This window comes from Pedobacter quisquiliarum, from assembly GCF_014642175.1.
Lineage (GTDB): Bacteria > Bacteroidota > Bacteroidia > Sphingobacteriales > Sphingobacteriaceae > Pedobacter > Pedobacter quisquiliarum.
The window spans coordinates 166,015-179,507 of record NZ_BMIL01000004.1; the positions used below are offsets into that span (position 1 = coordinate 166,015).

At 42.9% G+C, this 13,493-nt stretch carries 18 protein-coding genes; 17 read left to right on the top strand and 1 reads right to left on the bottom strand.

Annotation, left to right across the window (positions count from 1 at the left end; translation table 11 throughout):
- Positions 1-8: 8 nt before the first annotated feature.
- The 6 genes from IEW69_RS07285 (at position 9) to rpsJ (ending at position 6,625) form a co-directional block, all read left to right on the top strand.
- Positions 9-1,139, top strand: coding sequence for a sensor protein KdpD (locus IEW69_RS07285; protein WP_188626184.1), 1,131 nt, complete (start codon positions 9-11; stop codon positions 1,137-1,139).
- 13 nt (positions 1,140-1,152) lie between these two features.
- On the top strand, positions 1,153-2,910 hold the full coding sequence (locus IEW69_RS07290; RefSeq protein WP_188626185.1) for an ATP-binding protein: 1,758 nt from the start codon (positions 1,153-1,155) through the stop codon (positions 2,908-2,910).
- Between the two features lie 318 nt (positions 2,911-3,228).
- Positions 3,229-3,642, top strand: a complete 414-nt coding sequence (gene rpsL, locus IEW69_RS07295) for a 30S ribosomal protein S12 (protein WP_008244597.1) — start codon at positions 3,229-3,231, stop codon at positions 3,640-3,642.
- A 16-nt stretch (positions 3,643-3,658) separates the two neighbouring features.
- The gene (rpsG, locus tag IEW69_RS07300; protein ID WP_188626186.1) at positions 3,659-4,126 is read left to right on the top strand and encodes a 30S ribosomal protein S7; all 468 of its coding nucleotides are present in this window, start codon (positions 3,659-3,661) and stop codon (positions 4,124-4,126) included.
- Between the two features lie 18 nt (positions 4,127-4,144).
- A complete protein-coding gene (fusA, locus tag IEW69_RS07305; RefSeq protein ID WP_188626187.1) occupies positions 4,145-6,259 on the top strand; it encodes an elongation factor G in 2,115 nt (704 codons plus the stop codon).
- A gap of 60 nt (positions 6,260-6,319) precedes the next feature.
- Positions 6,320-6,625, top strand: coding sequence for a 30S ribosomal protein S10 (gene rpsJ / locus IEW69_RS07310; RefSeq protein WP_008244591.1), 306 nt, complete (start codon positions 6,320-6,322; stop codon positions 6,623-6,625).
- Positions 6,626-6,723: 98 nt separating this feature from the next.
- Here the strand turns inward: rpsJ and IEW69_RS07315 are convergent, their stop codons facing one another.
- Positions 6,724-7,344, bottom strand: a complete 621-nt coding sequence (locus IEW69_RS07315; protein WP_188626188.1) for a hypothetical protein — start codon at positions 7,342-7,344, stop codon at positions 6,724-6,726.
- Between the two features lie 75 nt (positions 7,345-7,419).
- On the opposite strand from IEW69_RS07315, the gene IEW69_RS07320 reads away from it, so the two are divergent.
- From IEW69_RS07320 to rpmC, 11 genes are all read left to right on the top strand, one after another.
- Entirely contained in the window at positions 7,420-8,250 is an 831-nt protein-coding gene (locus tag IEW69_RS07320; protein WP_188626189.1) for a sulfite exporter TauE/SafE family protein, read from the top strand.
- A 2-nt stretch (positions 8,251-8,252) separates the two neighbouring features.
- Positions 8,253-8,648: a DUF1634 domain-containing protein gene (locus IEW69_RS07325; protein ID WP_229663550.1), complete on the top strand. Its 396-nt coding sequence runs from the start codon at positions 8,253-8,255 to the stop codon at positions 8,646-8,648.
- Positions 8,649-8,851: 203 nt separating this feature from the next.
- Positions 8,852-9,469, top strand: coding sequence for a 50S ribosomal protein L3 (gene rplC, locus IEW69_RS07330; RefSeq protein ID WP_188626190.1), 618 nt, complete (start codon positions 8,852-8,854; stop codon positions 9,467-9,469).
- A gap of 4 nt (positions 9,470-9,473) precedes the next feature.
- Positions 9,474-10,103: a 50S ribosomal protein L4 gene (gene rplD, locus IEW69_RS07335; RefSeq protein WP_188626191.1), complete on the top strand. Its 630-nt coding sequence runs from the start codon at positions 9,474-9,476 to the stop codon at positions 10,101-10,103.
- A gap of 1 nt (position 10,104) precedes the next feature.
- On the top strand, positions 10,105-10,395 hold the full coding sequence (gene rplW / locus IEW69_RS07340) for a 50S ribosomal protein L23 (RefSeq protein ID WP_188626192.1): 291 nt from the start codon (positions 10,105-10,107) through the stop codon (positions 10,393-10,395).
- Positions 10,396-10,418: 23 nt separating this feature from the next.
- Positions 10,419-11,243 carry a 50S ribosomal protein L2 gene (gene rplB / locus IEW69_RS07345; protein WP_188626193.1) on the top strand — a complete coding sequence of 275 codons (825 nt, stop codon included), beginning with the start codon at positions 10,419-10,421 and terminating at the stop codon, positions 11,241-11,243.
- Positions 11,243-11,509, top strand: a complete 267-nt coding sequence (rpsS, locus tag IEW69_RS07350; RefSeq protein ID WP_188626194.1) for a 30S ribosomal protein S19 — start codon at positions 11,243-11,245, stop codon at positions 11,507-11,509. The genes rplB and rpsS overlap by 1 nt, the downstream gene beginning before the upstream one ends.
- A 7-nt stretch (positions 11,510-11,516) precedes the next feature.
- Positions 11,517-11,879: a 50S ribosomal protein L22 gene (gene rplV / locus IEW69_RS07355; RefSeq protein WP_188626195.1), complete on the top strand. Its 363-nt coding sequence runs from the start codon at positions 11,517-11,519 to the stop codon at positions 11,877-11,879.
- 5 nt (positions 11,880-11,884) lie between these two features.
- Positions 11,885-12,745 carry a 30S ribosomal protein S3 gene (gene rpsC, locus IEW69_RS07360; RefSeq protein WP_188626196.1) on the top strand — a complete coding sequence of 287 codons (861 nt, stop codon included), beginning with the start codon at positions 11,885-11,887 and terminating at the stop codon, positions 12,743-12,745.
- Between the two features lie 38 nt (positions 12,746-12,783).
- Positions 12,784-13,206, top strand: coding sequence for a 50S ribosomal protein L16 (gene rplP / locus IEW69_RS07365; RefSeq protein ID WP_048907441.1), 423 nt, complete (start codon positions 12,784-12,786; stop codon positions 13,204-13,206).
- Between the two features lie 73 nt (positions 13,207-13,279).
- Complete coding sequence (gene rpmC, locus IEW69_RS07370; RefSeq protein WP_188626197.1) at positions 13,280-13,489, top strand: 50S ribosomal protein L29; 210 nt, start codon at positions 13,280-13,282, stop codon at positions 13,487-13,489.
- Positions 13,490-13,493 lie beyond the last annotated feature (4 nt).

Below are 13,493 nucleotides of genomic sequence, written 5' to 3' on the forward strand. Positions count from 1 at the left end.
TTTGCGCCATGGAACAAGCTAAGCAGTCGGCATCTGTAAAAAACTTTCTTGATCTGGTGAAAACATCCAGAAAGGGCAAGCTGAAAATCTATTTAGGTATGAGTGCTGGTGTAGGTAAAACTTACCGGATGCTGCAGGAAGCCCATTCCATGTTGCACAACGGTATCCATATACAAATTGGGTATATCGAAACCCATGGTCGTGTGGAGACCCATGCATTGCTGTCGGGCATACCCATAATCCCTAAACGGGAGATCTACTACAAAGGAAAACACCTGGAAGAAATGGATCTTAATGCGATCCTGCACGTACATCCTGAGGTCGTGCTGGTTGATGAACTTGCACACAGCAATGTCGAAGGCAGTAAGAACGCAAAGCGTTGGCAGGATGTCTTCGACATTTTAGCGGCTGGTATCAGTGTGATATCAGCCCTCAATGTTCAGCATCTTGAAAGCATTAATGAAGCGGTTGAACAGATAACCGGCATAGCCATTACGGAACGGGTTCCGGACAGCGTTCTTGATGCTGCAGATGAAATTGTGAACATCGATCTCACCGCTGATGAATTGATTGCGCGGCTGCTTGCCGGAAAAATTTACGATAAAAGTAAAGTAAGCTATGCGTTAAACAATTTCTTCAAGCGGGAGAAGATCCTGCAATTGCGGGAGCTGGCGGTAAACGAGGTTTCACATCACCTGCAAAGGAAAATCCAGATTGAGGTGGCAAAAAATATCAAGCTCCGACCCGAAAAATTCATGGCTTGTATCTCTACAAACTTTAAAACGGCCAAGGTAATCATCCGGAAAACAGCCAGACTCGCATCATACTACCATTCTCCCTGGATTGTACTGTACGTACAGAAAAGCGGTGAAAGTGCTGATAAAATAAAGCTCGACCTGCAGCGCCACCTGATTAATAACCTTAAACTTGCAACCGAACTTGGTGCAGAGGTGATCAGAATAAAAAGTGATGACATTACGAGCTCCATATTCCAGGTGTCAATGGAAAAAGAAGTCACAACAATATGTATTGGCAAGCCACATATCACCCTCTTTCAGGTTATAATGCAAACAGCTGTGTTCAACCAGCTCATAAAAAAACTTTCTACAACAGAGACGGATCTCATCATCCTGTCCTGAATGGCTAACTCCTATGAAAATCAAAACTAAACTTCGCCTTGGCTTCGGATTTTTATTCCTGGTCATCTTATTTTTCGGGGCAATCTCCTTGTATTACATGAATAGGATCTCCATAAGTTCAAAGGTGATCTTAAAAGATAATTACAAGAGTTTACGACTTTCGGGCAGCATGCGGGCCATCCTTGATGATCAAACGCTGCCTTTATCGGCCGGTAGCAAACGTGAATTTCTAGCCTTGCTTGAACAGGAGCGGAGCAATATCACTGAACCTGGGGAGCGAAAGGCTGTAGAACATGTTAGCCGGGCATTTGAGGTGTTGTCAAATCCAGCCATAAGCCCAGGAGACAAGGCTGATGCCCTGAAATCTGCAAGGCAACAATTAAGAAGGATAGACCAGTTGAATATGGCTGCCATCTCCAGTAAGAATGACGCTGCACTAGCGGGCGTAGAAAAGGCCGCTGGATACCTGATCTTTGCGGCTTCCATCTGTTTTCTGGTGCTTTTTTCCTTTATGCTGAACTTTCCCGGATTTGTGGCGAACCCATTAAGGGAGTTTTCGGAAGCCATAAAAGGTATCAGCAGGCAAAACTATAAGCAGCAACTTCAGTTCAGCAGTACCGACGAGTTTGCGGAACTCGCACAGGAATTTAATACCATGGCCAGGCATCTGAACAAATGGGAAAATAGTAACCTGGCGAAACTGCAGTCGGAAAAACGACGTATAGAAGCCATCATTGAGCAAATAAATGATGCGATCGTTGGTCTCGATGAACATAGAAAAGTACTGTTCATTAATAAGGTTGCGTGTTCCCTGCTGAATATGGACAAGGCGGATGTGATGGGCCAGAACGTAAATGCGCTGATGGCTAAGAACGACTTGCTAAAGAAAATTCTGAATGCGGAAGCGGAAGATAAAAACTTTACCATATACGCTGATCATAAAACATCCTATTTCCAGTTGGAGAAAAGCCTTATCCATGTACCGGCCTTCAGCCCGGGAGATGAAGCGATTACGGAAGCCAACATTGCAGCAGGTGAGGTTTATGTGCTAAGGAACATCACGCCTTTCAAGGAGCTTGATGAAGCGAAAACAAATTTTATCGCTACGGTATCGCATGAACTGAAAACGCCAATTTCGGCTATAAAGATGAGTGTAAGCATATTGGAGGATGAGCGGGTTGGAACAATGAATGCAGAACAAAAAGAAATGGTTCAGCACATTGCAGACGACTGCGGCCGGCTGCTGAAAATCACGAGTGCATTGCTGGATTTGGCGCAAGTGGAGACGGGTAATCTGCAGTTAAGCTTCAGAAAAACGGCTCCGGCCACGATTGTGAATTATGCAATAGATGCGCTTCGTTTCCAGGCTGATCAACGCGAGATCCAGCTTGAGCTTCATGCTGCGCCAACCTTAGCCCTGGTGAATGTTGATGTAGAAAAAACAGCATGGGTGCTAATTAATTTCTTAACGAACGCATTGCGTTATAGTACGAATCGCTCCAGGGTAGTGTTGGAAATTCAGCAAAGCGGTGATGATGTCGTGTTTTCTGTCAGGGATTTTGGTCAGGGGATCCCGGATCAATACCAGGAGCGTTTGTTCGAACGCTATTTTCAGGTGCCCACCGATGGCAGAAACAAATCAGGGTCCGGGCTGGGGCTGGCAATATCGAAAGACTTCATCGAAGCGCAAGGCGGAACGATCTGGGTAGAGTCTTCTGTAGGGGAAGGCAGCCGGTTTTGCTTTCAGCTGCCAGGCGTAGGTGCAGCGTAATCAATGGGCCAAGGTTTAAGGGATAGCTTTGGACCAACCCCAGACCAAACGCACACCAACCCCAGACCAAACGCACACCAAGCGCACAGGTTGTGTGCGTTTCCTGTGTGTTTGATGTTTGACTAACCTGTAATTCTTCCCTTGATGGACGTGGTTCGGCATGGCCTTAAGACACTGCAATTCAGCTTGGCAAACAAATGCAGGGATGGAGCAATATATTTCAGTTAACCCCTTGATTTATAAAATGTATCTTCCTACCTTTGCAGTCCCTTTATTAGGGGTAAAGTTTTTAAAACACTTAATAGAAAACAAAAAACAATGCCAACCATTCAACAATTAGTTAGAAAAGGTAGAGTAGCACTGGAGTTCAAGAGTAAGTCTCCAGCGTTGGACAGCTGTCCACAGCGAAGAGGTGTATGTACACGTGTATATACCACTACCCCTAAAAAACCAAACTCAGCAATGCGTAAAGTTGCCCGTGTACGTTTAACCAATGGAAAAGAGGTGAATGCCTATATCCCTGGTGAAGGTCACAACTTACAGGAGCACTCCATTGTATTGATCCGTGGTGGTCGTGTTAAAGATTTACCAGGTGTACGTTACCACATCATCCGTGGTGCATTAGATACATCAGGTGTAGCTGGTCGTAACCAACGTCGTTCGAAATATGGTACTAAACGTCCTAAACCAGGACAAGTAGCTGCGGCACCAACAAAAGGTAAAAAGAAATAATTAGGAGGAAACAAAAATGAGAAAGTCAAAACCAAAAAAGAGAATTATCCTTCCTGATCCGAAATTTAACGATGTTATGGTGACCAGGTTTGTAAACAATATGATGTATGATGGAAAGAAATCCATTGCATATGATATTTTTTATAACGCAGTAGAACTTGCAGAAAAAAGAGCTGGCGAAAGCGGTCTTGAAGTATGGAAGCGCGCTTTAACCAATGTAATGCCTGCAGTAGAGGTTAAGTCACGCCGTGTAGGTGGTGCTAACTTCCAGGTGCCAACTGAAGTAAGACCTGACCGCAAAATTGCTTTAGGTATGAAATGGTTAATTTCTTACGCACGTAAACGTGGTGAGAAAACAATGAAAGAAAAATTAGCAGGTGAGATCGTTTCAGCAGCTAAAGGTGAAGGTGCCGCAGTTAAGAAAAAAGAAGATACGCATAAAATGGCTGAGGCTAACAAAGCGTTCTCTCACTTCCGTTTCTAATATTACATTAATAACAAAATGTCAAGAGATTTAAAATACACAAGAAATATTGGTATTGCAGCTCACATTGATGCGGGTAAAACCACAACAACCGAGCGTATCCTTTATTATGCAGGTGTTAGTCACAAAATTGGTGAAGTGCACGAAGGTGCAGCAACCATGGACTGGATGGCACAAGAGCAGGAGCGTGGTATTACCATTACTTCTGCTGCTACAACAGTTAATTGGAACTACAGAGGCCAGAAATACCATGTCAACGTAATTGATACCCCGGGTCACGTGGATTTTACCGTAGAGGTAAATCGTTCATTACGTGTACTTGACGGATTGGTGTTCTTGTTTTCAGCAGTTGATGGTGTTGAGCCTCAATCTGAAACCAACTGGCGCTTAGCAAACAACTACAATGTACCACGTATTGGTTTCGTTAACAAAATGGACCGTTCTGGTGCTGACTTCCTTAAAGTTGTTGGACAGGTTAAAAACATGTTAGGTAGTAATGCAGTTCCATTGCAATTACCTATCGGTTCTGAAGACAGCTTCAAAGGTGTTGTTGATTTAATTAACAACCGTGGTATCGTTTGGAATGAACATGATAAAGGTATGACCTTTACTGAAGTGCCAATTCCTGATGATATGATTGATGATGTTGCAGAATGGAGAGAGAAATTGCTTGAATCTGTAGCAGATTATGATGAGTCATTGATGGAGAAATTCTTCGATGCTCCTGATACAATCACGGAACGTGAAGTTTTAGACGCTTTACGTGCAGCAGTATTGGACGCTAAAATTGTACCTATGGTATGTGGTTCATCTTTCAAAAACAAAGGTGTTCAAACCATGCTTGATTATGTGATGGAATTATTGCCATCGCCTATGGACGTTGAAGGCATTACTGGTACCAATCCAAACACTGGTGAAGAGATTTTACGTCAGCCAAGCGAAAAAGAGCCTTTTGCAGCTTTAGCATTTAAAATTGCGACAGATCCTTTCGTAGGTCGTCTATGCTTTATCCGCGTTTATTCAGGTAACCTTGAAGCTGGTTCATACGTGTACAATGCACGTTCTGAAAGTAAAGAGCGTATTTCCCGTATCTTCCAAATGCACGCAAACAAGCAAAACCCAATCCCTAACGTAGGTGCTGGTGATATTGCTGCGGTAGTTGGTTTCAAAGACATCAAAACTGGAGATACCCTTTGCGATGAGAAAAACCCAATCATCCTGGAATCAATGAACTTCCCTGAGCCGGTAATCGGTTTAGCGATCGAGCCTAAAACGCAGGCTGACGTTGATAAACTAGGTATGGGCTTAGCGAAATTAGCTGAAGAAGATCCTACCTTCAGAGTACAAACAGATCAGGAAACTGGCCAAACTGTAATCTCTGGTATGGGTGAGCTTCACTTAGATATTTTGATCGACCGCTTAAAACGTGAGTTTAAAGTAGAGGTTAATCAAGGTGCGCCACAAGTTGCTTACAAAGAAGCCATCACTGGTACTGCTCAACACCGTGAAACATACAAAAAACAAACTGGTGGTCGTGGTAAATTCGCGGATATCCAGGTTGTTATTTCACCAATTGATGCAGATTTCGAAAAAGGTGGTCTTCAGTTCGTAAACGAAATTGTAGGTGGTTCAATCCCTCGTGAATTTATCCCTTCAGTAGAAAAAGGATTTGCTGCTGCCATGTCAAATGGTGTGCTTGCAGGTTTCCCGCTTCCTGATATGAAAGTTCGTTTGATTGATGGTTCATTCCACGCAGTCGATTCAGATGCTTTATCTTTCGAGATTGCAGCGCGTTCTGCATTCCGTGAGGCATTGCCGAAATGTAAGCCTGTGTTGATGGAGCCAATCATGAAAATTGAAGTATTGACTCCAGAAGAAAACATGGGTGATGTAATGGGTGACTTAAACCGTCGTCGTGGCCAACTGCAAGGTATGGACACTCGTAATGGTTCACAAGTTATTAAAGCCCTTGTACCACTTTCAGAAATGTTCGGTTATGTAACGCAGTTACGTACCATCACTTCAGGTCGTGCAACATCTACTATGGAGTTTGATCACTACGAACCAGCTCCAAGAAACGTTCAGGATGAAGTAATTGCTAAAGCAAAAGGCAAGGTTAAATCCGGAGAATAATAAAACAAACCGGCCGACTGTTATTAATAGCTCTAACAGTCGGCTTTAAATAAACATATCATGAGCCAAAGAATCAGAATTAAATTAAAATCTTACGATTACAACTTGGTAGATAAATCTGCTGAGAAAATCGTTAAGACTGTTAAGCCTACAGGCGCAGTAGTTAGTGGTCCAATTCCATTGCCTACAGAAAAGAAAATCTTTACTGTTTTACGTTCACCACACGTGAACAAAAAAGCAAGAGAGCAATTCCAATTGTGTGCTTACAAACGTTTGTTAGATATTTATAGCTCCAACTCGAAAACAGTTGATGCCTTGATGAAACTTGAATTGCCTAGCGGTGTTGAAGTTGAGATCAAAGTTTAATTGATATAAGTACTTCAAAAAAGAATAGGTCCCTGCAATTTGCAGGGACCTATTCTTTTTTATAATACAGCTTAGGGGTTGTTGCCGGATAACAAGGGTTAGTAGCCCCTGCTCTTGTAGTCGTCTAACTTATTCCGCTCATCCTGCAGCTCTCGTGCAAGCTTCTTCTCTTTTTCATTTGCCTTAACCTTATAACTCTGGTACTCGGCAGAGATCTCCTCATAAAGGCTACTCCGGTATTTGGCTTCATGCAATAATTTCGCGGAGCGAAGGATGATGATGACCAGTGCCAGGGCAAGCACAAGGATGATGGTCCACACCATAGTATTATAGGTACCCTTAGAAAAGGATATGCCCATAAAGGTTATTTCATCCAGTCTTTGATTGCTGCTGTTTAAGGCACTTTCTTTTCCGCTAAGCTGCGCTTTCAGATCTGCAATGCTTTTCTGTTCTTCAGCGATTTGCTTTCTCAAGGCCGGTAACTGCCGGCGCTCCGTACGAAGCGTATCGTTTACATTTTTCCAGAAGGTGTTGAGGCGGGCAGGATTGACCACCTTAAATCCGTTCAGGTTCTTGCTTTTCGACAGGATGCTTTGATACTGGCCGCGTAGGCTGGGGTCGGTATTCACGCTATCTTTTGCGGTCTGCTGTGCAGCGACAGGGTTTGTGTTTAATGCAAAAAATAAAACGGCGATAAAGAGGGGTATAAATTTTCTCATAGGTCTGGTTCTTCTAATTTAACATTAATATTTTAATTTTATTGTGTTTGGGGCATAGATGTTATCTTTGCGCCAATGTCGATTCTCTTATTTACCCTGGTAATACTGCTTGGTGCTTTCATGGCCGGCCTGGTTGGCTCGCTGACAGGCCTGGGTGGCGGGGTGATCATCATTCCATTGCTAACCCTTGTTCTTGGGGTAGATATACACTATGCAATCGGCGCTTCTATCGTATCCGTTATCGCCACCTCTTCAGGTTCGGCGGCAGCCTATGTTAAAGAAGGGATCACCAATATCCGTATCGGTATGTTTCTGGAAATTGCCACCACGATCAGTGCGATTTTTGGTGCCGTGGTTGCAGTCTACATCAATCCCAATTACATATCGGTCATCTTTGGTGGTATCCTCTTGTTTTCCGCTGCGATGATGTTGCGTAAGAAAGTAGACCATTCAGATACCGATACATCCGGAAAGCTTGCGAACTACTTCAAGCTGAACGGAAGTTATCCCACCGCAACTGGTGAGCAGCCTTATGCAGTGCACAATGTTGCGGGCGGCTTTTTGATGATGGCCGTGGCCGGTGTTGCCTCGGGTTTATTGGGGATTGGTTCGGGTGCATTGAAGGTGCTTGCGATGGATAACATCATGCGTATACCATTTAAGGTGTCGACCACCACCAGTAATTTCATGATGGGGGTAACGGCAGCGGCAAGTGCTGTGGTGTACCTGCACCGGGGGCAGATTGACCCGGGGATTGCCATGCCGGTTTGTTTAGGCGTATTGATTGGTGCGAGAGCGGGATCGAAGATCCTGATCAAGTCGAAACCAGAGAAGCTGAAGATGCTGTTCGCAGGTGTCGTAACTTTCCTGGCATTACAAATGATTTATAACGGGATAAAAGGATAAAGGTGGAGTTACAGCAGAAACATAGGGCGAAGGATAGAGACATGCAGCTCATCATGGGCAACTTGCTCCGGATTGGGGTGCTGTTATCCATGACGGTCGTTTTTGTTGGCGGGGTTATCTATCTGATTGGCTTTGGTCAGCAAAAAGCGGATTACAGCGAGTTCATTATGGACGATGCGGGCTTCTTTTCCCTGGCCAGCATCTGGGCTGGCATCCTTGATTTAAATGGCAAAGCCATTATTCAACTGGGCATTTTACTGCTCATTTTCACACCCATCTCCAGGGTGATTTTAGCGGTAATCAGCTTTTTTATAGAGCGCGATTACCTGTATGTGTTGATTGGATTGATGATTTTAAGCATCATTTTGTTCAGCTTAAGCAACAAGCTGGCGGGTTAAAGGGGTGTAAGTGCTTCAATCGCAAGTTACTTCAGTTCTACACGCAACTTCCTGAAAATAATGGTACTTATTTGAAAAATAAATAAGCTAACTGTTTGAATATTAATAATACTTTCGTATTTTTGCCCTCCCTTAAACGGGGATTGTATCCACCTTGAACGAAGCCCTACTGCTTCGATGGGTGTTAAAATTTAAAAAAGAAAATGTCAGGTATTATTGGAAAAAAAGTAGGAATGACCAGCATTTTCGATGCCGAAGGAAGAAACATTCCTTGTACGGTAATCGAAGCTGGGCCTTGTGTAGTAACACAGGTAAAGACCGTGGAGAACGACGGTTACGTTTCAGTTCAGTTAGGTTTCGACGAAGCCAAAGCTAAAAACACTACCCAGCCTTTGAAAGGCCACTTTGCAAAAGCAAACACCACCCCAAAACGTAAATTAGTAGAATTTGATCCATTTGAAGAGAGCGTAGCTCTTGGAGATACGGTTGATGTTACGATTTTCAACGAGGGTGATTTTGTTGATGTTGTTGGTACTTCAAAAGGTAAAGGTTTCCAGGGTGTTGTAAAACGTCATGGTTTCGGTGGTGTTGGTGGTCAGACTCACGGTCAGCACAACAGAATGCGTGCACCGGGTTCATTGGGTGCTGCGTCTTATCCAGCTCGTGTATTTAAAGGTATGCGTATGGCGGGAAGAATGGGTGGCGACAGAGTAAAGGTTCAGAACTTACAGGTTTTGAAAGTTTATGCTGATCAAAATCTTGTTGTAGTTAGTGGTTCCGTACCAGGAGCTAAGGGTTCTTACGTAATCTTAGATAAGTAAGCAGATGGAAGTTAAAGTATTAAACATTTCAGGACAAGAAACAGGTGCCACAGTGCAACTTCCTGAGTCGGTTTTTGGCATATCACCTGTTGATCATGCTATTTATTTAGATGTAAAGCAATACCTGGCAAATCAGCGCCAAGGCACGCACAAGTCTAAACAACGTAATGAGATTGCAGGTTCTACCCGTAAGCTATACAAACAAAAAGGTACTGGTGGCGCTCGTGCTGGTAGTATTAAATCACCTTTGTTTAATGGTGGTGGTCGTGTGTTTGGTCCTCAACCACGTGATTACAGTTTTAAATTGAACAAGAAATTAAAATCTCTTGCACGTAAGTCAGCATTGTCTTACAAAGCACAAGACAACAATGTTGTTGTATTGGAAGATTTCACTTTCGACACAATCAAAACTAAAAACTACATCAACTTGGTTAACGCGTTAAGCTTGACTAACGAGAAAACATTGCTGGTTTTACCTTCACAGAACAACAATATCTATTTATCAAGCAGAAACATTCAGAAAGTGAAAGTTACTACTGCAGATCAGTTGAACACTTATGATGTGTTAAACTGTGGCAAGCTTTTGTTAACTGCGGATTCTGTTAAAACATTGGAGGAGGCATTTGCCAAATAATATGGAATTTTTAAAGAAACCAATATTAACCGAAAAAGCTTCTGCGTTGACAGAAAAGTCTAACCGCTTTACTTTCAAGGTAGAACACAAAGCAAACAAATTGCAGATTAAAGCAGCTGTAGAGAAGATGTACGGTGTTAACGTTGTAGCCATTAATACAATGGTTGTTAACGGAAAACTAAAGTCCAGAAACACTAAAGGTGGTTTAGTTTCGGGTCGTAGCCCAAAATACAAGAAAGCAGTTGTAACGTTGAAAGACGGAGAGACAATTGATTATTACTCGAATATTTAATCAGAATTGAATAATTTATAACTATGGGCTTAAGAAAATTTAAACCAGTTACTCCGGGTACCCGCTTTAGAGTAGGTGCAAGCTTTTCGGAGATTACAGCAACCAAGCCCGAAAAATCATTGGTTGTATCTTCTAAGAAATCGGGAGGACGTAATAACACAGGAAAGATGACGATGCGCTATTTAGGCGGTGGTCACAAGAAATCTTACCGTTTGATTGACTTCAAACGTGATAAGTTTGATATTCCTGCAACAGTAGCTACTGTTGAATACGATCCAAACCGTACCGCACGTATTGCATTATTACATTATGTGGATGGTGAGAAGCGTTACATTATTGCACCTGAGGGATTGCAAGTAGGACAAACAGTAGTTTCGGGAGAAACAGCTACTCCAGAGGTAGGGAACACATTGAAGTTGGGCAGTATTCCATTGGGATCTATTGTACACAACGTAGAGATTCACCCAGGCCGTGGAGCACAGTTAGCACGTAGTGCAGGTGCTTATGCACAATTAGCTGCACGTGATGGTAAATATGCAACTTTGAAAATGCCTTCAGGGGAGACCAGATTAATCTTGGTTACTTGCTTGGCAACGATTGGCGCAGTTTCCAACTCTGATCATGCAAATGAAGTATTAGGTAAGGCAGGTCGTAAACGTTGGTTAGGTATTCGTCCTAGAACACGTCCGGTAGCCATGAACCCTGTCGATCACCCAATGGGTGGTGGTGAAGGTCGTTCATCAGGTGGTCAGCCGAGGTCAAGAAATGGTATGTATGCCAAAGGCTTCAAGACCCGTACACTTAAAAAATACTCAAATCGTTTCATCATAGAGAAAAGGAAAAAATAATGGCTCGTTCAATTAAAAAAGGACCTTATATTGACCATAACGTAGAGCGTAAAGTAGTCTCTATGAATGATTCAGGCAAAAGGTCTGTAATCAAAACTTGGTCACGCAGATCAATGATCTCACCAGATTTCGTGGGTCATACATTTGCAGTGCATAACGGTAATAAATTTATACCGGTATACGTAACAGAAAACATGGTTGGTCACAAACTGGGAGAGTTTGCTCCGACCAGAACATTTAGGGGTCACTCTGAAAAAAGAAAATAATTAAGAGATGGAAGCAGTAGCGAAATTAAACAATTGTCCAACCTCACCGCGTAAAATGCGTTTGGTTGTAGATCTTATCAGAGGCGAGCGTGTAGAGAAAGCATTACATATTTTGAAATTTACCAATAAAGAAGCAGCACAAAAAGTTGAGAAACTTTTGTTATCCGCTATCAAGAACTGGGAAACTAAAAATGAAGGTTCTCGTCCTGAAGAAAACCAACTATATGTTAAGACCATCATGGTTGGTGGTGGCCGTCAGCTTAAACGCTTAAGACCGGCACCTCAAGGCCGCGGTTTCAGAATTCGCAAGCGTTCGAACCACGTAACTTTGGTAGTAGATAGTAAAATCGTTGAAACTCAAACTAATTAACAGAAATGGGACAAAAAGCACATCCAATAGGTAACAGGTTAGGAATCATCAAAGGTTGGGATTCTAACTGGTTCGGTGGCAACAACTATGCTGATAAATTAGTTGAGGACGAGAAAATAAGAAAATACCTTTCTGCTCGTATCGCTAAAGGCGGCGTGGCGAAAGTTGTTATCGAGCGTACATTAAAGCGCATCACGGTTACCATTCACACTGCCCGTCCGGGTATCGTTATTGGTAAAGCAGGACAAGAAGTTGACAAGATTAAAGAAGAGCTGAAACAACTTACTAAAAAGGAGATTCAGATCAACATTTTCGAAATCAAACGTCCTGAGCTAGATGCACAATTAGTGGCAGAAGGCGTTGCTAAACAATTAGAGGCAAGGATCTCTTTCCGTAGAGCAATGAAATCTACCATCGCATCAACGATGCGTATGGGCGCTGAAGGTATCAAAATCATGACTTCAGGTCGTTTAGGTGGTGCAGAGATGGCACGTAGCGAGCAGTATAAAGAAGGAAGAATTCCTTTGCATACTTTCCGCGCAGACATCGACTATGCATTGGCTGAAGCGTTAACTACTTATGGTAAAATAGGTGTTAAGGTTTGGATCTGCAAAGGCGAGGTTTACGGTAAGCGTGACCTTTCTCCGAACATTGGTGCAACAAGCAATGCTCCTGGTAAAGGTGGCAGACCTGAAGGTGCATTCGGTGGCGGCAGAGACAGAGACAACAGAGGCGGCGGCGAAAGACGTAACGATAACCGCGGTGGCGCGAATCGTGGCGGCGGCAGAGGCCCTGGTCAAGGTGGTCCTGGAGCAGGAAGAGATAACAGAGGCGGAAATACTCCTAACAGAGGTCCTCGTAAATAATTAGTTAACAAATCGTTTTACGATAATATTAAGATAAAATGTTACAGCCAAAAAGAACGAAGTTCAGAAAGATGCAAAAAGGCAGAATGAAAGGTTTAGCGACACGTGGAGCTGAACTATCATTCGGGTCTTTCGGGATCAAATCTTTAGAGTCGACCTGGATTACCAGTCGTCAGATAGAGGCAGCCCGTATCGCGGTAACTCGTTTCATGAAACGTGAAGGCCAGGTGTGGATTAGAATTTTCCCGGACAAACCGGTAACTAAGAAACCAGCTGAAGTACGTATGGGTAAAGGTAAAGGTGCTCCTGAATACTGGGTAGCTGTTGTTAGACCCGGACGTATTATTTTTGAAGCAGAAGGTGTACCTTTGGAAGTTGCCAAAGAAGCCATGAGATTAGCCGCTCAAAAATTACCAATCCAGACAAAATTTGTAGTACGTAGAGATTACGTAGAAGCATAAAAAAGTATTGGGTTGCATGTTGTAAGTAACTTGTTATTATAACCTCTAGACCCAACACATTAAAATTAATAAAATGAAGAACTCAGAAATCACAGGGCTTTCACAGGAAGAACTAGTAGCCAGGATTGCAGAAGAAAAAGAAAACTTAGTTAAGTTAAAGTTTGCGCATACTATTTCGGCTATCGAAAATCCTTCCCGCATCACAAAGGTAAGAAGGAATATTGCCCAATTAAATACTGAACTGACTAAGCGTAAGGCTGTGTCTGCTAGTGAAACTAAATAACTTT

Coding starts and splice junctions, on each gene's coding strand:
- IEW69_RS07285 (WP_188626184.1), top strand. CDS start 9: ATGGAACAAGCTAAGCAGTCGGCATCTGTAAAAAACTTTCTTGATCTG.
- IEW69_RS07290 (WP_188626185.1), top strand. CDS start 1,153: ATGAAAATCAAAACTAAACTTCGCCTTGGCTTCGGATTTTTATTCCTG.
- rpsL (WP_008244597.1), top strand. CDS start 3,229: ATGCCAACCATTCAACAATTAGTTAGAAAAGGTAGAGTAGCACTGGAG.
- rpsG (WP_188626186.1), top strand. CDS start 3,659: ATGAGAAAGTCAAAACCAAAAAAGAGAATTATCCTTCCTGATCCGAAA.
- fusA (WP_188626187.1), top strand. CDS start 4,145: ATGTCAAGAGATTTAAAATACACAAGAAATATTGGTATTGCAGCTCAC.
- rpsJ (WP_008244591.1), top strand. CDS start 6,320: ATGAGCCAAAGAATCAGAATTAAATTAAAATCTTACGATTACAACTTG.
- IEW69_RS07315 (WP_188626188.1), bottom strand. CDS start 7,344: ATGAGAAAATTTATACCCCTCTTTATCGCCGTTTTATTTTTTGCATTA.
- IEW69_RS07320 (WP_188626189.1), top strand. CDS start 7,420: ATGTCGATTCTCTTATTTACCCTGGTAATACTGCTTGGTGCTTTCATG.
- rplC (WP_188626190.1), top strand. CDS start 8,852: ATGTCAGGTATTATTGGAAAAAAAGTAGGAATGACCAGCATTTTCGAT.
- rplD (WP_188626191.1), top strand. CDS start 9,474: ATGGAAGTTAAAGTATTAAACATTTCAGGACAAGAAACAGGTGCCACA.
- rplW (WP_188626192.1), top strand. CDS start 10,105: ATGGAATTTTTAAAGAAACCAATATTAACCGAAAAAGCTTCTGCGTTG.
- rplB (WP_188626193.1), top strand. CDS start 10,419: ATGGGCTTAAGAAAATTTAAACCAGTTACTCCGGGTACCCGCTTTAGA.
- rpsS (WP_188626194.1), top strand. CDS start 11,243: ATGGCTCGTTCAATTAAAAAAGGACCTTATATTGACCATAACGTAGAG.
- rplV (WP_188626195.1), top strand. CDS start 11,517: ATGGAAGCAGTAGCGAAATTAAACAATTGTCCAACCTCACCGCGTAAA.
- rpsC (WP_188626196.1), top strand. CDS start 11,885: ATGGGACAAAAAGCACATCCAATAGGTAACAGGTTAGGAATCATCAAA.
- rplP (WP_048907441.1), top strand. CDS start 12,784: ATGTTACAGCCAAAAAGAACGAAGTTCAGAAAGATGCAAAAAGGCAGA.
- rpmC (WP_188626197.1), top strand. CDS start 13,280: ATGAAGAACTCAGAAATCACAGGGCTTTCACAGGAAGAACTAGTAGCC.